Genomic DNA, 15,964 nt, shown 5'->3' with positions numbered 1-15,964 from the left:
TCCCTATAAAATTTACTTTTGAATCGCTTCCATCCAGTCCACCGCGCACCCGTTCGTCGCCGCAATCTCCGTCCCGCATGCCTCGAACGTCGCGAGCGGAATGCTCGCCCGGTTGCTGTATTTCGTCCAGCCGTCCCACGCCTTCAGGAACGCGTCTGGCGGGAGGAGATACATCTTGCCTACGTCGCTGAACCGGACGAGCAGGAAGGTGGTCGTATGGAACTTGTCGAGCGTGCGGATCGTCTCCGCCTGATGTGACTTGATGTTCTTCAGCGGAAAGCTCTTGCCCTTCGTCTGCTTGGCTTCGAAGAACACGCCCCGTCCGCCCTGTAGCGTCCCGAAGTAGTCGAGTCCGTTCGCCTCGGCGTAGATGGTCTTGACGATCTTGCCTGCGTTGCCACGGATCGTCTTGACGCCCGGCTCGCTCTTGAAGATGAGCGCCTTGCCTTGTAGCTTGTAGACCTGGTTCGCCTGATTGATCATCGTCTCGAACTGTTTGCCTGCTTGTTGCGCGGTTTTCCCCATTCCTGCCAGCCATCCTTTCGTAATGCGTCGTATTCGTGTGCATAGAAGTTGCCATACTGCCAAGCGCGTTCCGTGCAGCCATCCCCGTGTTTCTCCAGTTTGTACAGCGTCACGCCCCGCAAGAGATGCGTCCGCTTCACACCCGGTGCAGTCCGCGCCATACGCGCACCTCCTGCTCCTCCCCGGCGTAGCGTCGTGTCTGTGTCACCCGTGCCTCTAAGGTCGTCGCGAACGGTGTCCAGCCCGTCATGCGGTAGTAGTTGAGCGCGTCGCGGTAGCTGAGTTCCCGGTGCGTGCCCTTCTTGATGTTGTAGACGTCGTACTTGCCGCTGAGTGACAGTTGCAGGTCGCCCCGGATGAGCACGATCCGTCCGCCGTAGGCGTTCAGGTAATCCGTCAACTGCTTGAACTGCTTGACCTTCGTTTGTTTCACCTTCGTCATCTATGTCAGCCCCCTGTGTATTCGAATATGAGCGAGTAAAGCGTCGTCTTCGGCAATTCCTGATCATATATCGCGATGAGTTTCCAGCCGCGTCCAGTGAAGTCCTTGAGGATGGCGTCACGTCGGGTTTCGCCTGTCGCCCGTCGGAAGGTCCGTTCCCCGATCGGCGGCGTCAGCTTGGAGCTAGGTTTCGGTTTGCGCCGCATTCGAGGCGAAGATGTAGCCGCTTGTTCTCGCTTTGCAGCCGCAAGTTCTCGACGAGCAGCTCCTCGTACGTCTTCTGCTTTTTTGGCATCGTCGGTGCCTCCAGGAGTGGGTCCTTGATGCCGGTGCCCTCAATCTGGATCTCGACGACGCCCTCTTGTTCGAGCAAGCCGTATACTTCCGAGACGGTCATGCCGAGTGCCTTACCGATATAAGAGAGTGAACGACCATCCGTGTAGAGCGTGAGCGCGGTGCGTCGTCTGCGTTTGATCTCGCGAGCGTCCGGGTTCATAGCGTCTGCACCCGTGTGAACGTCACCTTCTCAACCTTCACCAGTTGTCCGTTGCGATCCTCGACGTCGAGCGTGCTCGTGATGACCGCGTTCTGCATCTGACTCGCAATGAAGTGGATCCATTTCGCGTTCTCCTTGCGCTGGGCTTCTTCGAGCAACTCCCATGTACTGACGCCTTCTGTCGTCTCGACCGGCGCTGGTACGGTGTCCTGTGCGTCCTTCTTCACTTCTGCGATGGCTTCTGTCATCTCTGGTTCCTCCTTGACGAGTGCTGCGATAGTATAGTTCGATTCGAATCCTTCTGCTTCCGTGGTGACAGCGACTTCTTGTTTGGCTAGATCCGCTCCGCTTGCTTCGATCGGATTCCCATTAGCGTCGATCAGCTTCAAACGAATCAAACGGTTCTTGATACCTGAGTACGATGTATTTGCCTTCGATTTGATTTGTCCGATCGTTAAACCTTCTTTGAACCATGCGACAACCTTTTCATCTGGTACGCTTGGTTGCCGTCCTTTACGTCGCGACGTGCCCTTCTGCGGCTTTGTGCGATCAGTCGGCTGGACACCGCTGGAGGAAATGACTTCCTCCACGTGTGCCAACGATAAATTGTCAAGTGTCGCAATTTGTTCAGCGGTCATTCCGCGTTCGTAGCGTTTCAGGATCAGCTCGGGTGTCATGAGCGCACCTCCAGTAGATCAGGGCTTTCGTAGATGTTGCCGATGACTTCATAACTATCGCTGCGGATTTGCAACAACAAACTTTCTACCCATGACTCGCCTTCGAATTTTTGTATAAAATCATATTTCAATTCAAACCCACTTTTTCTCCAGACAACCTCATATATTTTTTCCTTCGAATATTTTTGTTTTAGTAAATCGCCTTCGTAAATTTCGACACCGTTTTTATCTTTAAGACCGGTGTACTGCATCCAACGACCTTCGTCTTCAATTCCGAAATAGTGATTCACGAGCACTTGTCCTTCGCCGTCAGCCCATATACCAGGCGAATAATCCATCTCTCCCAAACACCATTTGCGAAACTTAATCTCTCGCATACTCTCTCCTCCTTAAAAGTTCAGTTGTGACAGCCGGTAGTCGTTTCCGTACATCTTCACGATTTTCGCGTCATCAATGATCCGGGAAAAGTTTCGCTGTCCGATCCGTGCTTGGAGTTCCTTGCCGCGTAAATTCGTCGTGTAGATCGTCGCCTTGCCGAGCCGAGCGTCGAGGATTTGGAACAGGACGTCGTTGCTGAACGTGTCCGTGTCGATCGTCGTCTTGCTGCTGTCCGTGTACTTAACTTGCTCCGCTCCGATGTCGTCGAGGACCAGGAGCGTGACGTCTGCTAGACTCGTGATGATGTCGTCCTGTGAGCCTTCGTTGCCGAACGTGCCCTTGATCTTCGTCAGGAGACGGGGAAGCGAGATGAAGACCGCGCTCTCGCCCTCTGCCTTGACCGCATTGACCGCCGCCATGCTGAGGTGACTCTTGCCCGTCCCGTAGCTTCCAGAGACGAGGAGCGTGCCTGTGAGCGTTTGTGTGAAGTGTTCGAAGGCGCGTTTCGCTTCCGTCAGCTCGGGTGACGTCGGGTGATAGCCTTTGAAGCTCGCATGAAGCAGTTTCTCGTTGATCGTCGAGCCGGAGCTGAACGCGTCCTCGATCTTACGGCGTTGCATCAGGCGTTCGTTCTCAATTGCTTGACGGGCGATGGCGAGGTCCTCGCACTTGCAGCCCTTGACGGCTTCGAAGTATTCGCCGGTCTTCGGACCGAACGCGTATTGCTGGCGGACGACTTCAATCTCGTGTCCGCATCCTTGGCACGTCCGACGGTCGAGGATTTCTTGCGTCAGGTCGGCGCCGGTCAGTCGTGTGATGGATTGCATGGTCTCGCCTCCTAGAAGGGAAGTTCTTTCCCGAATGATGGATCGTACTGGCTGTGGTCTGGTGTCGCTGAGGTGCGTGTCGGTTGTGAGAGGTCATGTTCATCCGTCCAGCGTTCCTTCTCGAACCACCGTCCGCCGTCTTGCGGCTTGAGCCAGTGCTTGTTGTGGTCGAGGTAACGCAGATAGTGTTGAAGACCTGTGGCGATGGTGTCGTGGGATGTCCCTTTCTTGATGGCACGGGTGTAAGCGGCGATGGCTTTCTTCTTGTCGACCTTCTTCGGATAAAGTTTCCAGATCGATTCGAACAAGGAGAGGTCAACTTGTTGACCATGGGGTTTATCTTTTATATCTTCTTTCTTCTTTCTACTTTCTTCTTTCTTCTCTCTAGCACCGTTACGTAACGTTACATCAGCGTTACTTGAAACGTTACCGTCTGGAAATTCAGGCGTATCAATGGGTTTCGGTTCTTCGAGTTGCTTTTGTCGATGGCGCGCAACCCGTTTTCGCGTCAATTCGCGTTGTTTTTCCATGCCTTCGATGTTCTGGTATTTCGTCCAGTTCGGAAGCAAGAACGCACTCGATGTCTCGTCGAACTCGACCATGCCGAATCGTTGGAACAGTTCCATTGCCATCCGCACGGTAGCGGCAGGACGATCGATGAGGGTGATCAGCATGTCTTCCGTGTACGGGAAGCTTTCCGTTAGCATGATGTAACCCTTGTGATTGCCCTTGCCTGCCATCGTGAGGAGCTTGCACCAGATGACGATTAAGGTATCGCCATCGGGCATTTTCTCCAATAACTTGATTTTCTCGTCATCGAACATGTCGACCGAGAGCTTGATCCATTTGATTTCATTCATGTCAGGTCACCAAGGAAGATCGGATTCGTCGATGTCGATGCTGTTGCCTCCACTTGCGAACGGATCAGCTCCGAACCCTGCTGGCGCTTCCTGTTTCGGTGGAGTCGCCTGTGGTGCTGATGCGCTGTCCTTCTTCGATTCGAGGAACCGGACGCTGTCTGCGACGACCTCTGCGCAGTATCGACGTTGCCCTTCCTTGTCCTCGTAGCTGCTGATTTGCAAGCGACCTTCGACACCAGCGAGGGAACCTTTCTTCAGGTACTGGGCGACGTTCTCAGCTTGTTTGCGCCATACTGTGCAGTCAATGAAATCTGCTTCTCGTTTGCCATCCTGCCCAGTAAATGGACGGTCGCAAGCGAGGGTGAAGCGTGTGACGGCGATGCCTGACTGGGTGTATTTCATCTCTGGATCTCGTGTAAGGCGTCCTACTAATACAACTCGGTTAATCATGATGTTGCCTCCTTAGGTGCCGCGCCTTGTTGGCGGCGAATCTTTGTGATGTTGGCTTTGACTGTCGCGTAAACGGTTTGTAGCATCGTGTCGTCGAGTGTCTCGAACGTTTGTGTCTTGAAGTATTCAAGGAACTTCGCATGGACGTCTTTGACATCCGCGCCGTTCAGGTCTGCGAGATCCATGATGAGATTGTTGATGGACCCGAGTAGTTGACCGCGATCGACTTTTGGCGGTGCTTCAGCGCGTTCTTTTTGGTACGACTTCTGTTCCTCTGTCGCAGCATGCCCATCGTCGTCGTCTTCGTTTGTGACGCCGAAGGCGGCTGTTAAGGAATACCGCTTCGAGTAGGTGATGGCAGATCCGATGGATTGTGCTGTTTCTTTTCCGGTTGGAAGTAAAAGTGGCGGGAACTCCATGTACTGTCCGCTAGAGTGAAGCAACATCGTCGCGACGCCTGCCTTGCCTGGTTCGACGACTGGAATCTGCGTGTAGCTAAGTCCGTGTTTTGGACCCTCGACGTGGATGGCTTCTGCAATCTTTTCGAGCTTTGCGTACTTTGATTTCAAATGTGGGTTCGTCCCTGTCTTTTCCGGTTGTTTGACGTTCGCTTGGAAGTCAGCGAGCGCTTTTGCAATTTCATTGATGCTTTCAGAGCGATTCACGATACTCATCTGCTTCGACCTCCATTTCTTCGTGGACGTCCTGCAAGATGGTATCAAGCAGGATGGCGACGGATTCACGTTGCTGGATTTCACGTTTATGCAATTCGATCATGGCGAGATCGTTCATGATTCGGATCTCACATCGTTCGATTTCTTCCTGACACTGTTTGATGCGTGAGTGATTGTTCTTGGCGATCCAGTCGATGCCGAATGCTTTCTCCCGCGTGTTGGTCAGGACTTCGTACGCCCCTTCTTGCAGGCGAAGCATCATTTCTTCTTTGGTTTCGTTCATAGGACCGCCCTCCGGTAATCAAAGAGCTGCTGGCGGGTTTCTTTCTCCCATTCCAAACGTTGTTTCTCGTCTGCTTCATCATGTTGCACTTCCCAGTAGCGAGATTCTTCGCAACGGTCACACAAGAACGCGTCCGCTTCTTTGACATGAGGGATTTCGTTGATGTCTTCCGTTTCGTAACCGCAGTTGTCACAACAGTAGACACTGACTTCGGTTGAAGTATCTTCCATCGTCGTTTCCTCCTTAGCGTCCGAGATCCCGGAGAATCTCCATCGCTTCATTGGTGAGTTCTAGTAACTCGGCGTGCTGATCGTCCGTCAAGTTGAGCTCTCTGTGTGCTTCCATCAAAAGTTGAACAAGGTCGATAAGCCGAGGTTGCGCTTCTGCGACTTCCGACGCCCGTTCTGCGAGGGTTTGGAGTGTCATAACGCCGCCACCACCTTCGCGTCGATGGATTCCTCTGCACCGAGGAACAGGTTGTTCTGCTCGTCGAGGGCGTTCTCGATCGTGTACAGCTCTTCGTGGATCTTCTTCAGGAAGGCGTGCACCGGGTGATCCTTATGAAGCAGGTGTGAAGCGTCTGCCATGTGCTTGTACGATTGTTCGAGTGCCGCGTGGATCGCGTCGATCTTGACCGGACCCTTCGCGACGAGTGCCATGATCTCGGGCGTCGTCTGGACGATCGCGGGAAGCTGGCGGTTGATCTTGTGTGTCGTGACCATATCGTTTCCTCCTTGTGAGGGTGCATGCTACAATGAAGATGTCGAGTAATCAGAGAGCATGACGCCTTGTGTGTCGTGCTTTTTTATTTGCCGTAAATCCGTTTGACCTCGCTCCAGTTGAGCAAGAGGACGATGATGAAGATACCGATGCCAATTAGGAGAACCATGGCTGTTTACGCTCCACGTAGAGAGTAGCGAGCGTGACCGGGACGAGAAGCAGGTTGATCATGCCGAGGTAGTAGAAGTAAGCGATCATGTGGTCATCTCCTTTCTCATTTCCATGTCTCCCCACGCCCCCAGGCGTCGAGGTCGATCTTGTTGTAGAGTTTCAACTTCGAATTGCTCGGCGTGTGATACGGAATGCCGTCGCGCATCGTGTACTTGTCGAGCGTCCCTGCATCGATGCCGAGATACGTGGCTGCGGCTGGACGTTGCATCCATTGCGCTTGCCCGTCCGTCATCTTACGGATCGCACGTTCTGCGCTTTCTTCGAGCAGGACTTCCAGTTGCGTTTTCGATAAGGTGATGACTTCGATTGGATTCATGATTCGTTACTCCTTACACGAGTGCTGGACGCCAGTTGCTGACGTACGAGATAGCTTCGTCAAATTGATTTTGTCGGATGTCACGGTAAGACGAGACTGCGAACGCACGCTTGAGGTCACTACCGAATCGTCCGTACAGCTTGCGTTTCGTTTCATATAGTTCCGATGGACGTTCTTCGAGTTCTTTCCAGATGTGTTCAGCACGCTTCTTCTTCGCCCGTTCGACCGCAAGTTGTTGTCCGTAGTCGAGTGTCATGCGTTCGTCGACCTTCTCCGTCAGATCCGTGATTGCCACTTCTGTCTCCGTCTGTTTGACGAGTAGTTGAGCCGTCGCTTGGAATAGTTCGGCAAGCGGAACACCCTGCGGCACTTCGTAAGATCCAGATTTTCGAATCGATGGAAGAACTTCGCTTGTCACCCATTTGCGGAAACGTTTTGCCTGTGGTTTGCGGCTATCAAGTATGACGTCGTAAAGTCCATCTTCATCGATGACCGTCAGTGTTTTTGCTCCGGTCGATGTTTGGAACACCTCATTACTAATGACCCCTTCTTCGAGTCGTGCTTTTACTTGGCTGACGTTGTTCAAGTCGAGCACCTTACATACATCTGCTAAAACGAACATTGGTTGCTCTGGCGTTCCAGCGACGCGGACTTCATTTCCTTCGAATACTTTCGTGAGTTGATTCATCGTATTGCCTCCTTATTTGCTTGTAGATCGTGAATACTGGGTAAAGAAGAACAGTGAACAATTGCAGGTCAATTAGATTTTTGATATCCTGTATTTCGGGATAAAATTATTTTTTTACCCGTAAATCGGGTATTTTTCTGCAAAAAAAAGTTCTTCAACGGAAGCCTCAAGGATTTCCGCGATCGCTAACGCCAGTCCGACTTGTAGACCGCGTCTTCCTCGCTCGATATCGCTGTACATCTGCGGGCGAATCCCTAAGCATTTGGCGATGTGAATCTGAGTCATCCCGATCGAAAGGCGTTTCATCCGAAGCGCCTGACGTACTTCTTCTGGCATGTTTGTCACCTCTTTTCTTCGTTGTGTCTGTCTTACACTTATTACTATATACCTGTAAAACGGGTAAGTCAACCCGTAAAACGGGATTATTTTACTTTGTTTTGCGGAAATACCTGTAAATCGGGTACAATTGACCTCGAAACAGTCATATCGTGGTCATTTTGTAGTACATTCATTTTGTGAGGAATTCGGCGCATTATATAGAAGGAGAGACGATATGATGGAGACTATAGTAAAGGGTGTGCAGTTCATGACGGAGGAAGAACGGCTTGCGAAGATGGCGAGTCGAATAAGAAAACTTCGATCTAAAAAAGGAATCACGCAACTGGAAATGGCAAAACGATTAGGGAGATCCCAGTCCGCTTACGGTGCTTGGGAATCAGGGGAACGATTTCCACCGGCTGATGTCATGCCAGATTTAGTTGAAAAATTAGATACAAGTTTTGATTACCTATATTCTAGAAGCAACGATCCCCATCCGAAGTCTGAACAAGAATTGATATTGAAGGCAGAAGAGAAGACGTTATTGAAGTTATTGAATATATCCGAGTCCGAAGCCGATATTTTAGGTAGAGAACGATTGAATACGTTATTTAATTTTTATAGATTCCAATTGAACGAAGCATTGAACGAATATAATAATAGTAATAATATCGAAAAAAAGAAGGACGAGCAGTGAGGATTCTCACTCTTCGTCCTTTTTCTCATGGGCTAACGCCTCTATCATCATGTCGTTTAAGGTGTAGGGAACTTTCTCTAGCTTTCCAGTTTGCGGATTCAGTACGTGCTTGATCCGCTGCGTGTTCAGAATGGACTCAATTGACGGATTCGATTCAACTACCTTCTTCACTGCTAACACAAGACCGCCTCGTTTCGAAATGAAATACGAACATTTATTCTGCATTTGTTTCTTTTCTCATAGTAAATAATTTTGGAAAATAATGCAATAGACCTATTACAATATTTACACACCTTTGGTATACAATCGTTCGACACGAAACGCCAGACTTTGTCGAATGATATTTCCTTGATCGCATAAATCCGCCTCATATCGGGAACCAGTTTGGGTTAGAATGAGTATGGATATACATAACATAACTGGAACGCAACGGAATTAGCAAGGTTCTTGCTAAAGGAGGATATAAATTGGAAGAGAGAAAACGTTCGGATAGACGACACTCTAAGCAGAGTTTGATGTGGGTCGTCAGTATATTCACTATTCTGCTTTTAGTTGTTGGTGCTTATCAATGGTTCAATCATGAGGAACCCGTTGCCACGAGTAAGCCAAAGCAAGAAGCATCCCAGAAGAAAGTAGTCGCAAAGGAAAAGGTAGCGGATGAGAAAATAGAAGTAGAAACCGAAACCGTCGAACCGGAATCAGAAGAAGTGTCTACTCCGGAAGAAGCTGCTGTTGAAGAACCAACGCCAGTTGAACCCGAGATGACCGATGTCGAGAAGTACCCAGAAGCCATCGAAAGCGTCGTGCGAATCGGCGAGAACATGAACGCGATCTATGTCGCAGCAGACGAGCTGGAACAACGTTTCACACCGTATGTAGAAGATGGTGATTTTAGCACATTCGAATTCGTACCACGCGAAGAATTGAAGGACTTGTTCGTCTATGACAGCAATCTTTCAATCGAAATCACGTCGAGCACACACTTCGATGCACCGGATTACACGCAGGAAGGATTCCGTCAGACGAGGGAAGCGCACTTGATCATCGCTAAGGAACTGGAACAACTGGACGCGCTCCTTGAAGTGTATCGCGGACAGTTCCGTCAAGATCCGGAAGGAACGCTCGCCCAAGCCAAGGGTCACTTCGAACGGATCAAAGCAGCGGCACAGATGGAGTTGCCAGGATTCGAACAGTTCTTCGAAACTGCTAAAACCGAAGGCTCATAAAAAGGTGTACACTGAAGGCACTCAGGTGCCTTTTCTTACTGACATGAATAGAACGTATGTACGCAAGAGGAGGAAGTAACATGGCAACAATCAAGAAAAATGAAAAGACAGGACTCTGGTGGATTCGTCTCTCACTCGGGACGGACGAAAACGGGAAACGGATTCAAGCCTATTTTTCTAGCAAACGAAAGCAAGAGGTCGAGTTCTGGATCGCGGAGAAAATGACCGCTCGACGAGACGGGACGATTGGGAAGGTCATACAGGTACGGACGATGGCACAACTGTTCGAGGTATGGCTTGAAGACCATGTCCGTCTGACGAAAGCTGAGACGACGTATCATTCGTATCAATCGATCATCAAACAGATTCCGGAATGGTTCATGAAGTTGAAGGTTGATCGCGTCGAAGCAATTCACGCTCAGCGTCTCCTTGCCGATTGGAGCCGGACGTCGTTGAAGGCATCAACCATCAATTCCCGTCGCGCCATTCTCGTCGGCATGTTCAGTTGGGGTATCCGCATGAATAACTACAAAGGACCGAACCCCTTCTCTGCCGTCTCGAAGCTGAACGAAGGATTAAAGGAGATGCAGACCTATTCGGCTGAACAGCTCGCTACGTACCTACGGACTGCTCGTGACGTGATGACGACCGGAAACTACGCTGCCGTGATGTTGATTAGCTACACCGGTCTTCGTGCTCGGGAAGCGACAGCACTCCGGTGGTCGGACATCGATTTCGAACGGATGGTCATCATGGTAAAACGGACAGCGATTGAGGTCAAGGGTGGGCACGCCTTCTCAAATACGAAAGGAAAGAAAGTGCGTGTCGTCACGATTTCCCCGCACGTCGCGGAAGAACTGCGCCGCATCCGGACTGAGCAACGCTACAATAGCTTGCGGATGGGATGGCGGAACGAAGAAGACTTGATCTGTCTCGGTGTCAATGGCGCTTACCTCTGGCACTCCGGACTTCGCCGACGTCATATCGAGACCGTCAAAGCGGCAGCTCTCCCGAGCATCACATTGCACGGTCTGCGGCATACCCACGCGTCCTTATTGATGGAGATGGGCGTCCACGCGAAAGTCATCCAGGAACGTCTCGGTCATGCCGATGCCACCTTGACGATGGATACCTATGCGCATGTATTGCACACTTTGCAGTCAGATACGGCAAATCAGTTCGAACATTTATTGGAAAGAAAAAGAACCGCTCAACCGAGCGGCTCCTGATAAAAAACGTATTTTTCAGACCAACTGTGCAATGAATGTGCAATGGCGGTCTGGTGATAGTCGGAAACGGCTTACTGTTGCGGTCTTTTACGGCGCAAACCATAATATTGATAGAACTGAACTTCGATGTTCCCGTTGTACAGCTTCCGGCGTTTCGTTGCTGGACGTCCGTAGGCTTTTTCGAACTCGACATACGACGTGATCATGTAGACACTGTAGTATGGGAATTCTTTATACGCTGTTCCGATCTTACGGTACAGCTGATGGACTTCACGCGCGTCCTCGAGACGTTCTCCGTATGGCGGGTTTCCGATGATGACACCAAAGTCTTCCTTCGGTTTGAAGTCTGCCGCGTCACGTTGCATGACGTTGATCGCATCGCGGACGTCTGCGAGTTCTGCGTTTGTTTTCGCAAGCTTGACCATCTCTGGATCGACATCGCTTGCGTAAATTTTCAGTGGTTTGTCCCACTCCGCTTTGTCGTTCGCTTCGTTGATCGCATCGAACCACGCCTTCTTCGGAATGCATTTCCATTCCTGCGAGACGAACTCCCGGTTGATGCCTGGTGCGATATTACGCCCGATCATCGCCGCTTCGATTGCCAGGGTGCCTGAACCGGTAAAGACGTCGTAGAGCGGCATGTCCGGCTTCCAGTTCGTCAGCATCAGCATCGCTGCTGCCATCGTCTCTTTCAGTGGAGCTGCTGAGTGGAATTCACGGTAGCCACGTTTGTGTAATGCGTCGCCTGACGTATCGATCGTTAATGTTGCGATATCCTTTAACAAAGCGACTTCGATCGGATAGCTCGCACCTGTCTTCGGTAACCATTCCGTTCCTTTGTTGTACTGCTCTTGCATGTGCGAGACGATCGCTTTCTCAGTGATCTTTTGACAGTCACGGATCGAGAACAGCTTCGATTTGACCGAACGACCGTTGACGATGAAGTTCGCATCCCACGGCATCAATTCGTGCCACGGTAGTGCCTTGACTTGATCGAACAATTTTTCGAATGTTGTCGCGCGGAACTCAGCAACGACAAGTTTGATCCGGTCCGCTGTCCGGAGCCACATGTTCAAACGGGGAATGTCCTCCATCTCACAATCGATGTAGACCTTTCCGTCTTCGACCGTACACTCGTATCCTAACGCACGGACTTCTTTTGCGACGAGCGCTTCGATTCCCATCGCCGCTGTCGCGATGACTAAGCGTTTTGCCATATCGCGTTCACTCCTTTATCGTTTCTTCCACAGTATCGTTTCATTGCAATAAAAAAAGAGCCCAGGGTGGACCTGGACTCTCGTTCAACTTAAAAATAACAGCCTATGTGGTCCTGTAAGCCATGTTCTGTTCCTTAGTGTTCCAAACGGTTTGACCCTCACACGCAGGCGACAATCATCTATCTCCGTATTTGCATACGCTCTCCATTGCGTTCAGTTCCGCTCCGGAAATTCCCCTACCAAATTTGGGTTTCTCGCTCGTGGGGTTTACCTCGTTCCACCTTCATGGTTTCCCATGAAGCTCCGTCACTGTGGCACCTTCAAGAAGTTTCGGCCATATCCGAAGACTTAGGCGTTCCTTCTGCCGTCAGCTTGACGCTGCCTACACTTATCTTTTAGTGTAGCACGATCACTACAGCCATCGCAGGCTGTGCGAGCATGGACTTTCCTCAAAGCATCGAAATGCCCCGCGATTGTCCGAACCAACATAGTCACTGCTTATGAGTGTAGCGTAGATACCTCTTTCCTGCAAGAGGTAATTCTCGTTTTATAAACGAAAAAGTTGCGTCCCTGCCTCATTTCACGGTATAGTACAAGAGTTCAGAAGGAGGCATGCAGCATGAAAAAACGACGCTCTGGTACGAACCGGCGAACGGTTCGCAAGTTGACATTCCTGATCGAGATCGACGAGATCAAGGCACTTCATCTGCGAAACGGCATCTTCGCCTTCTATCGTCAAGGAGAGCTCATCCACGCGTTCGAGCCGTTCAACGTCAAGGCGCCCGATGCACTCTCAAAACGTAGCTATCATTTCGATCAACACGATATCTTGCTTATGAACGAACGGTTCCCTGAGCAAATCCCGTTGTATGATGAAGCGATGACGTTACGCTCTTGGGCCGACCAGGTCGCTTATGGTTTATACCAATTGATCGATTCCAGTCGCCTGTCGTTCGTCCATGAGGATGACACAGGATACAAGATGGAAGCGATGATCACATGGACTGGAGAGGCATTGACGCCTCCGACGCCCGTCTATAAAAAAGGAAAAGACCCGAAGTAACCTTCAGGTCTCGTACGGCGCTTCCCACTCAGTGGGAGGCGCTTTTTTATTTGACTGTCAGTAAGCGTTCGACGGTCCGCGTATGCCGTCCACCTGTCGTTGTAAAGACAAGCTTATATGGCCCCTTGTCTTTCAACTTATACGTAAACTTATGCGTACCGTTCGTTAAATTCGATTGCGTGAATGTCTTAACGACCTTCCCGTCCTTATAGAGACGTGTCGTCGTCTTCGCACTCGCATACTCATCAAAATAGAATGTAAACGCCTGATTCGGCTTAACCGTTGCCGGTAACGAGATCTTCGAGATCGGTGCCGGCAGTGTCGCTAAGATTCCGGCATTCAAGCGACCTGCTCCGTAATGCAACTTCGTATCACCTGATTTTTTCGTCGCTGCAGCATATAACTTACTGCGCATCGTCGTGTTCGAGACGAATGGGTTCTTCGATTTCGCGAGCGCCAACACACCACTGACGACCGGTGTCGCCATCGATGTTCCGTCCAAGTAGCCGTACTTGTTGCCGACGATTGTCGAGTAGATCCCTTCCCCCGGTGCCATGATGTTGACTCCTTTACCGTAGTTCGAGAACGTCGAGGCACGCCCCAGCGTTCCGACGGACCCGACACCGACGACTTGACTCATCGATCCTGGGAAGAGTACTTTATTGCGCCCGTCGTTTCCGGCTGCTCCGACGACGAGTATGTTCTTCGCTTCCGCCTTTTTGACCGCTGCTTCCATGTACGGATCAAACTCATATTGTCCGAGTGAGAGATTGATGACATCTGCTCCCTGCTCGATTGCATACAAAATACCGTCGCCGATGTCGATTGATGCAGCAAAGTCTCCATCGAAGACATCGGCCCCGATCAGTTTGACACCAGAAGCGACACCGACGATCCCTTGACCGTCTTCACGCGCCGCGACGATACCGGCGACGTGTGTCCCGTGATCGTCAGGTTTCCGGATTCCAGAAATCGTCGTCGTCTTATAGATGACGTCCTTGAACTCGCGGTGTTTCGTATCGATTGCATCATCGATGATCGCAACGCGAACGTCCGATTTCCCGCGGCTGTACTTCCAGTAAGCCGGAATCCGTGACTGATCGAGGTACGTTTGTTGGAACTGGGCAGAATCCGTTGCTTTTTTGACGTCCGTGATTGGAATCAAATCGGCATCGATATCCTTTTCTTCGAGATGCTCAAGCGGCTCAACGAGCGAGAATCCTTTTTGTTTCAAGGCACGAATCTCGGTCAGCCCCTGATTCGCCAACCACTCTTGTTTTTGTTGTTCTGTAAACGTCGGATCATATTGTACGTATTGAGACTGCGCGAAAGCAGACGTTGGCATGGCGACGATTGTCGCTAGCGTGAGTAGTGCAAGTTGCTTTTTCATGGGAACCCTGCCCTTCTCTGATTACGCGCCGACCGAAGAATCGTCTGGACTAAAGCGGAACCGTGCCGTCCGGTTCTTCGCTGACTTCAAAAGGAATGATCTTTCCGATCGTCACGTAAGCATAATAGCGTGCAAGGACCGCACGCCAACGCGTTGCATCGATCCCTGTCAGATCTTCACCTAACGGGGAACCGTCGAATGTCTCGAACTGTTGGCAAAAGAAGGCTTCTTCCTCCTCGTGCCACGTCACTTCTTCGCCGATGAACCCGGTCGAAAAGCGGACAAAATCCGCAATCGAGGGTCCAATTACTTCTGCCGGCAAGCGTTCGCTCATCCGTCCGACCAGCTCATACCGGTCGCGTTGTGCTTGTTCCGCTTCTTCAATCGAATGACACAGCAGCACTTCACGATTTATTTCTACTAACACGACATAGTCACCACTCGGTAAATTGACGTGAATCATCCCTACACCCCTCGGACTGAATTCGTGCGGCTTCTAGGTGTCATTTTTTCTTCGATAATTTATAATGTCCATTTTCGATCAAATGTTAATTCAATCGGCTCGTTATCTTTCGACTTTAACATAACGACCCGCGTCGTTTCAATTTGATCGACGAGATCCGCTTGACGAAGAGACTGAATTTCCTTTGAAGAACCGGCTTCAATCCGGTCTCTGTAAGGAGCAAGCAACTCTTGTTGATTGCTTGCGAGTGCGTACCAGGCAAGACGGGCAAACGGTTCGTCCTTCGCCGTTTCAAGCGCATAACTCTCGAAGATATCTGGAAGATAACTGCTAAATTGATCAAGCGCGTCGATTCGTTCAGCGACATCTAAAATCGTCAACCAGCTCGGGAGTGAAAGCAACGATTCGCTCGACCACCAGTCGAGTAAATCGACATGCTCTTTAAGTAATTGATGAGCTTCCGGCCGGTCAATCATATGTTGTAGCGTCTGGATGAGTTCGTTCCAGGCAAGTGACCAGTACTCCTCTGATGGATTAGCTGAAAGGAAAAATTGACGATAGACCGTCAACAATTCCGAAACGTCCGTTAATGGTTCGACTTCTAACCGTTGATTGAATCGGCTAACTGCTTTTGTAAAATAATTTGGTTCAAGCGTCAGTGCCATATAGAGTAATTTTGGTGCATTTTTAATTTCGCCTTGATCGACCGTCTCAAATAATTCTTGAATCCATTCTGGTTGTGGTTGTGTCATAATCTTTTTCCTCCGTCTAGTAAATTTATTTACTATACCCGA

At 50.4% G+C, this 15,964-nt stretch carries 26 protein-coding genes and 1 other RNA gene; 4 read left to right on the top strand and 23 right to left on the bottom strand.

What is annotated here, in order from left to right; translation table 11 throughout:
* Nucleotides 1-12: 12 nt before the first annotated feature.
* The 18 genes from ACY2IG_RS06740 to ACY2IG_RS06655 all read right to left on the bottom strand — a co-directional run bounded on the left by ACY2IG_RS06740 (nucleotide 13) and on the right by ACY2IG_RS06655 (nucleotide 7,903).
* Nucleotides 13-525, bottom strand: coding sequence for a Holliday junction resolvase RecU (locus ACY2IG_RS06740; RefSeq protein WP_462618537.1), 513 nt, complete (start codon nucleotides 523-525; stop codon nucleotides 13-15).
* Nucleotides 480-686, bottom strand: a complete 207-nt coding sequence (locus tag ACY2IG_RS06735; protein WP_462618536.1) for a hypothetical protein — start codon at nucleotides 684-686, stop codon at nucleotides 480-482. The genes ACY2IG_RS06740 and ACY2IG_RS06735 overlap by 46 nt, the downstream gene beginning before the upstream one ends.
* Nucleotides 662-967, bottom strand: a complete 306-nt coding sequence (locus ACY2IG_RS06730; RefSeq protein WP_462618535.1) for a hypothetical protein — start codon at nucleotides 965-967, stop codon at nucleotides 662-664. The genes ACY2IG_RS06735 and ACY2IG_RS06730 overlap by 25 nt, the downstream gene beginning before the upstream one ends.
* Before the next feature lie 5 nt (nucleotides 968-972).
* The gene (locus ACY2IG_RS06725) at nucleotides 973-1,173 is read right to left on the bottom strand and encodes a hypothetical protein (protein ID WP_313533012.1); all 201 of its coding nucleotides are present in this window, start codon (nucleotides 1,171-1,173) and stop codon (nucleotides 973-975) included.
* Nucleotides 1,140-1,463 carry a hypothetical protein gene (locus ACY2IG_RS06720; RefSeq protein WP_462618534.1) on the bottom strand — a complete coding sequence of 108 codons (324 nt, stop codon included), beginning with the start codon at nucleotides 1,461-1,463 and terminating at the stop codon, nucleotides 1,140-1,142. Before ACY2IG_RS06720 ends, ACY2IG_RS06725 begins: the two co-directional genes overlap by 34 nt.
* Nucleotides 1,460-2,140, bottom strand: coding sequence for a hypothetical protein (locus ACY2IG_RS06715; protein WP_462618533.1), 681 nt, complete (start codon nucleotides 2,138-2,140; stop codon nucleotides 1,460-1,462). The genes ACY2IG_RS06720 and ACY2IG_RS06715 overlap by 4 nt, the downstream gene beginning before the upstream one ends.
* Nucleotides 2,137-2,517 (bottom strand): YopX family protein, encoded by a 381-nt coding sequence (locus tag ACY2IG_RS06710; RefSeq protein WP_462618532.1) that lies wholly within the window; start codon nucleotides 2,515-2,517, stop codon nucleotides 2,137-2,139. Before ACY2IG_RS06710 ends, ACY2IG_RS06715 begins: the two co-directional genes overlap by 4 nt.
* 12 nt (nucleotides 2,518-2,529) lie before the next feature.
* Entirely contained in the window at nucleotides 2,530-3,345 is an 816-nt protein-coding gene (locus ACY2IG_RS06705; RefSeq protein WP_462618531.1) for an ATP-binding protein, read from the bottom strand.
* An 11-nt stretch (nucleotides 3,346-3,356) separates the two neighbouring features.
* Nucleotides 3,357-4,205: a phage replisome organizer N-terminal domain-containing protein gene (locus ACY2IG_RS06700; protein WP_462618530.1), complete on the bottom strand. Its 849-nt coding sequence runs from the start codon at nucleotides 4,203-4,205 to the stop codon at nucleotides 3,357-3,359.
* A 6-nt stretch (nucleotides 4,206-4,211) separates the two neighbouring features.
* Nucleotides 4,212-4,655: a single-stranded DNA-binding protein gene (locus ACY2IG_RS06695; RefSeq protein ID WP_462618529.1), complete on the bottom strand. Its 444-nt coding sequence runs from the start codon at nucleotides 4,653-4,655 to the stop codon at nucleotides 4,212-4,214.
* Entirely contained in the window at nucleotides 4,652-5,329 is a 678-nt protein-coding gene (locus tag ACY2IG_RS06690; RefSeq protein ID WP_462618528.1) for an ERF family protein, read from the bottom strand. Before ACY2IG_RS06690 ends, ACY2IG_RS06695 begins: the two co-directional genes overlap by 4 nt.
* Nucleotides 5,307-5,612: a hypothetical protein gene (locus ACY2IG_RS06685; RefSeq protein ID WP_462618527.1), complete on the bottom strand. Its 306-nt coding sequence runs from the start codon at nucleotides 5,610-5,612 to the stop codon at nucleotides 5,307-5,309. The genes ACY2IG_RS06690 and ACY2IG_RS06685 overlap by 23 nt, the downstream gene beginning before the upstream one ends.
* Entirely contained in the window at nucleotides 5,609-5,842 is a 234-nt protein-coding gene (locus ACY2IG_RS06680; protein ID WP_462618526.1) for a hypothetical protein, read from the bottom strand. The genes ACY2IG_RS06685 and ACY2IG_RS06680 overlap by 4 nt, the downstream gene beginning before the upstream one ends.
* A gap of 13 nt (nucleotides 5,843-5,855) precedes the next feature.
* The gene (locus ACY2IG_RS06675) at nucleotides 5,856-6,038 is read right to left on the bottom strand and encodes a hypothetical protein (protein ID WP_462618525.1); all 183 of its coding nucleotides are present in this window, start codon (nucleotides 6,036-6,038) and stop codon (nucleotides 5,856-5,858) included.
* Nucleotides 6,035-6,334: a hypothetical protein gene (locus ACY2IG_RS06670; RefSeq protein WP_290756962.1), complete on the bottom strand. Its 300-nt coding sequence runs from the start codon at nucleotides 6,332-6,334 to the stop codon at nucleotides 6,035-6,037. The genes ACY2IG_RS06675 and ACY2IG_RS06670 overlap by 4 nt, the downstream gene beginning before the upstream one ends.
* Nucleotides 6,335-6,606: 272 nt before the next feature.
* Complete coding sequence (locus ACY2IG_RS06665; protein ID WP_462618524.1) at nucleotides 6,607-6,879, bottom strand: hypothetical protein; 273 nt, start codon at nucleotides 6,877-6,879, stop codon at nucleotides 6,607-6,609.
* 13 nt (nucleotides 6,880-6,892) lie between these two features.
* On the bottom strand, nucleotides 6,893-7,567 hold the full coding sequence (locus ACY2IG_RS06660; RefSeq protein WP_462618523.1) for a BRO family protein: 675 nt from the start codon (nucleotides 7,565-7,567) through the stop codon (nucleotides 6,893-6,895).
* Nucleotides 7,568-7,681: 114 nt separating this feature from the next.
* Nucleotides 7,682-7,903: a helix-turn-helix transcriptional regulator gene (locus ACY2IG_RS06655; protein ID WP_214854916.1), complete on the bottom strand. Its 222-nt coding sequence runs from the start codon at nucleotides 7,901-7,903 to the stop codon at nucleotides 7,682-7,684.
* A gap of 217 nt (nucleotides 7,904-8,120) precedes the next feature.
* Here ACY2IG_RS06655 and ACY2IG_RS06650 point away from each other — a divergent pair, with 217 nt between their 5' ends.
* From ACY2IG_RS06650 to ACY2IG_RS06640, 3 genes are all read left to right on the top strand, one after another.
* Nucleotides 8,121-8,582: a helix-turn-helix domain-containing protein gene (locus ACY2IG_RS06650; RefSeq protein WP_462618522.1), complete on the top strand. Its 462-nt coding sequence runs from the start codon at nucleotides 8,121-8,123 to the stop codon at nucleotides 8,580-8,582.
* A 515-nt stretch (nucleotides 8,583-9,097) separates the two neighbouring features.
* A complete protein-coding gene (locus ACY2IG_RS06645; RefSeq protein ID WP_462618521.1) occupies nucleotides 9,098-9,808 on the top strand; it encodes a hypothetical protein in 711 nt (236 codons plus the stop codon).
* 80 nt (nucleotides 9,809-9,888) lie between these two features.
* Nucleotides 9,889-11,037 (top strand): tyrosine-type recombinase/integrase, encoded by a 1,149-nt coding sequence (locus ACY2IG_RS06640; RefSeq protein ID WP_462618520.1) that lies wholly within the window; start codon nucleotides 9,889-9,891, stop codon nucleotides 11,035-11,037.
* Between the two features lie 71 nt (nucleotides 11,038-11,108).
* On the opposite strand, the gene ACY2IG_RS06635 is transcribed toward ACY2IG_RS06640, so the two are convergent.
* Both ACY2IG_RS06635 and rnpB read right to left on the bottom strand, forming a co-directional pair.
* Complete coding sequence (locus tag ACY2IG_RS06635; protein WP_462618519.1) at nucleotides 11,109-12,254, bottom strand: THUMP domain-containing class I SAM-dependent RNA methyltransferase; 1,146 nt, start codon at nucleotides 12,252-12,254, stop codon at nucleotides 11,109-11,111.
* Between the two features lie 111 nt (nucleotides 12,255-12,365).
* Nucleotides 12,366-12,739, bottom strand: an RNA gene (rnpB, locus tag ACY2IG_RS06630) — RNase P RNA component class B.
* A 134-nt stretch (nucleotides 12,740-12,873) separates the two neighbouring features.
* On the opposite strand from rnpB, the gene ACY2IG_RS06625 reads away from it, so the two are divergent.
* Entirely contained in the window at nucleotides 12,874-13,317 is a 444-nt protein-coding gene (locus tag ACY2IG_RS06625; RefSeq protein WP_029341396.1) for a hypothetical protein, read from the top strand.
* Between the two features lie 46 nt (nucleotides 13,318-13,363).
* Here ACY2IG_RS06625 and ACY2IG_RS06620 read toward each other — a convergent pair whose 3' ends face one another.
* The 3 genes from ACY2IG_RS06620 to ACY2IG_RS06610 are packed head-to-tail and all read right to left on the bottom strand — an operon-like array spanning nucleotide 13,364 to nucleotide 15,922.
* Nucleotides 13,364-14,707 (bottom strand): S8 family peptidase, encoded by a 1,344-nt coding sequence (locus tag ACY2IG_RS06620; protein WP_462618518.1) that lies wholly within the window; start codon nucleotides 14,705-14,707, stop codon nucleotides 13,364-13,366.
* A gap of 49 nt (nucleotides 14,708-14,756) precedes the next feature.
* On the bottom strand, nucleotides 14,757-15,170 hold the full coding sequence (locus ACY2IG_RS06615) for a hypothetical protein (protein ID WP_023467922.1): 414 nt from the start codon (nucleotides 15,168-15,170) through the stop codon (nucleotides 14,757-14,759).
* A gap of 59 nt (nucleotides 15,171-15,229) precedes the next feature.
* Nucleotides 15,230-15,922, bottom strand: a complete 693-nt coding sequence (locus ACY2IG_RS06610; protein ID WP_035408451.1) for a hypothetical protein — start codon at nucleotides 15,920-15,922, stop codon at nucleotides 15,230-15,232.
* Nucleotides 15,923-15,964: the final 42 nt, after the last annotated feature.

The sequence above is a fragment of the Exiguobacterium sp. EF_C8 genome, from assembly GCF_054956715.1.
Note: the sequence above shows the minus strand (reverse complement) of the source record. Positions and strands in the feature narration are given on the sequence as shown.

Excerpts from the sequence above, each read along its gene's own strand:
- ACY2IG_RS06720 (WP_462618534.1), bottom strand. The coding sequence starts at position 1,463 with ATGAACCCGGACGCTCGCGAGATCAAACGCAGACGACGCACCGCGCTC.
- ACY2IG_RS06685 (WP_462618527.1), bottom strand. The coding sequence starts at position 5,612 with ATGAACGAAACCAAAGAAGAAATGATGCTTCGCCTGCAAGAAGGGGCG.
- ACY2IG_RS06680 (WP_462618526.1), bottom strand. The coding sequence starts at position 5,842 with ATGGAAGATACTTCAACCGAAGTCAGTGTCTACTGTTGTGACAACTGC.
- ACY2IG_RS06620 (WP_462618518.1), bottom strand. The coding sequence starts at position 14,707 with ATGAAAAAGCAACTTGCACTACTCACGCTAGCGACAATCGTCGCCATG.
- ACY2IG_RS06610 (WP_035408451.1), bottom strand. The coding sequence starts at position 15,922 with ATGACACAACCACAACCAGAATGGATTCAAGAATTATTTGAGACGGTC.
- ACY2IG_RS06675 (WP_462618525.1), bottom strand. The coding sequence starts at position 6,038 with ATGACACTCCAAACCCTCGCAGAACGGGCGTCGGAAGTCGCAGAAGCG.
- ACY2IG_RS06730 (WP_462618535.1), bottom strand. The coding sequence starts at position 967 with ATGACGAAGGTGAAACAAACGAAGGTCAAGCAGTTCAAGCAGTTGACG.
- ACY2IG_RS06695 (WP_462618529.1), bottom strand. The coding sequence starts at position 4,655 with ATGATTAACCGAGTTGTATTAGTAGGACGCCTTACACGAGATCCAGAG.
- ACY2IG_RS06625 (WP_029341396.1), top strand. The coding sequence starts at position 12,874 with ATGAAAAAACGACGCTCTGGTACGAACCGGCGAACGGTTCGCAAGTTG.
- ACY2IG_RS06705 (WP_462618531.1), bottom strand. The coding sequence starts at position 3,345 with ATGCAATCCATCACACGACTGACCGGCGCCGACCTGACGCAAGAAATC.
- ACY2IG_RS06640 (WP_462618520.1), top strand. The coding sequence starts at position 9,889 with ATGGCAACAATCAAGAAAAATGAAAAGACAGGACTCTGGTGGATTCGT.
- ACY2IG_RS06670 (WP_290756962.1), bottom strand. The coding sequence starts at position 6,334 with ATGGTCACGACACACAAGATCAACCGCCAGCTTCCCGCGATCGTCCAG.
- ACY2IG_RS06665 (WP_462618524.1), bottom strand. The coding sequence starts at position 6,879 with ATGAATCCAATCGAAGTCATCACCTTATCGAAAACGCAACTGGAAGTC.
- ACY2IG_RS06660 (WP_462618523.1), bottom strand. The coding sequence starts at position 7,567 with ATGAATCAACTCACGAAAGTATTCGAAGGAAATGAAGTCCGCGTCGCT.
- ACY2IG_RS06735 (WP_462618536.1), bottom strand. The coding sequence starts at position 686 with ATGGCGCGGACTGCACCGGGTGTGAAGCGGACGCATCTCTTGCGGGGC.
- ACY2IG_RS06615 (WP_023467922.1), bottom strand. The coding sequence starts at position 15,170 with ATGATTCACGTCAATTTACCGAGTGGTGACTATGTCGTGTTAGTAGAA.
- ACY2IG_RS06690 (WP_462618528.1), bottom strand. The coding sequence starts at position 5,329 with ATGAGTATCGTGAATCGCTCTGAAAGCATCAATGAAATTGCAAAAGCG.
- ACY2IG_RS06635 (WP_462618519.1), bottom strand. The coding sequence starts at position 12,254 with ATGGCAAAACGCTTAGTCATCGCGACAGCGGCGATGGGAATCGAAGCG.
- ACY2IG_RS06655 (WP_214854916.1), bottom strand. The coding sequence starts at position 7,903 with ATGCCAGAAGAAGTACGTCAGGCGCTTCGGATGAAACGCCTTTCGATC.
- ACY2IG_RS06700 (WP_462618530.1), bottom strand. The coding sequence starts at position 4,205 with ATGAATGAAATCAAATGGATCAAGCTCTCGGTCGACATGTTCGATGAC.
- ACY2IG_RS06710 (WP_462618532.1), bottom strand. The coding sequence starts at position 2,517 with ATGCGAGAGATTAAGTTTCGCAAATGGTGTTTGGGAGAGATGGATTAT.
- ACY2IG_RS06725 (WP_313533012.1), bottom strand. The coding sequence starts at position 1,173 with ATGCGGCGCAAACCGAAACCTAGCTCCAAGCTGACGCCGCCGATCGGG.
- ACY2IG_RS06650 (WP_462618522.1), top strand. The coding sequence starts at position 8,121 with ATGATGGAGACTATAGTAAAGGGTGTGCAGTTCATGACGGAGGAAGAA.
- ACY2IG_RS06645 (WP_462618521.1), top strand. The coding sequence starts at position 9,098 with ATGTGGGTCGTCAGTATATTCACTATTCTGCTTTTAGTTGTTGGTGCT.
- ACY2IG_RS06715 (WP_462618533.1), bottom strand. The coding sequence starts at position 2,140 with ATGACACCCGAGCTGATCCTGAAACGCTACGAACGCGGAATGACCGCT.
- ACY2IG_RS06740 (WP_462618537.1), bottom strand. The coding sequence starts at position 525 with ATGGGGAAAACCGCGCAACAAGCAGGCAAACAGTTCGAGACGATGATC.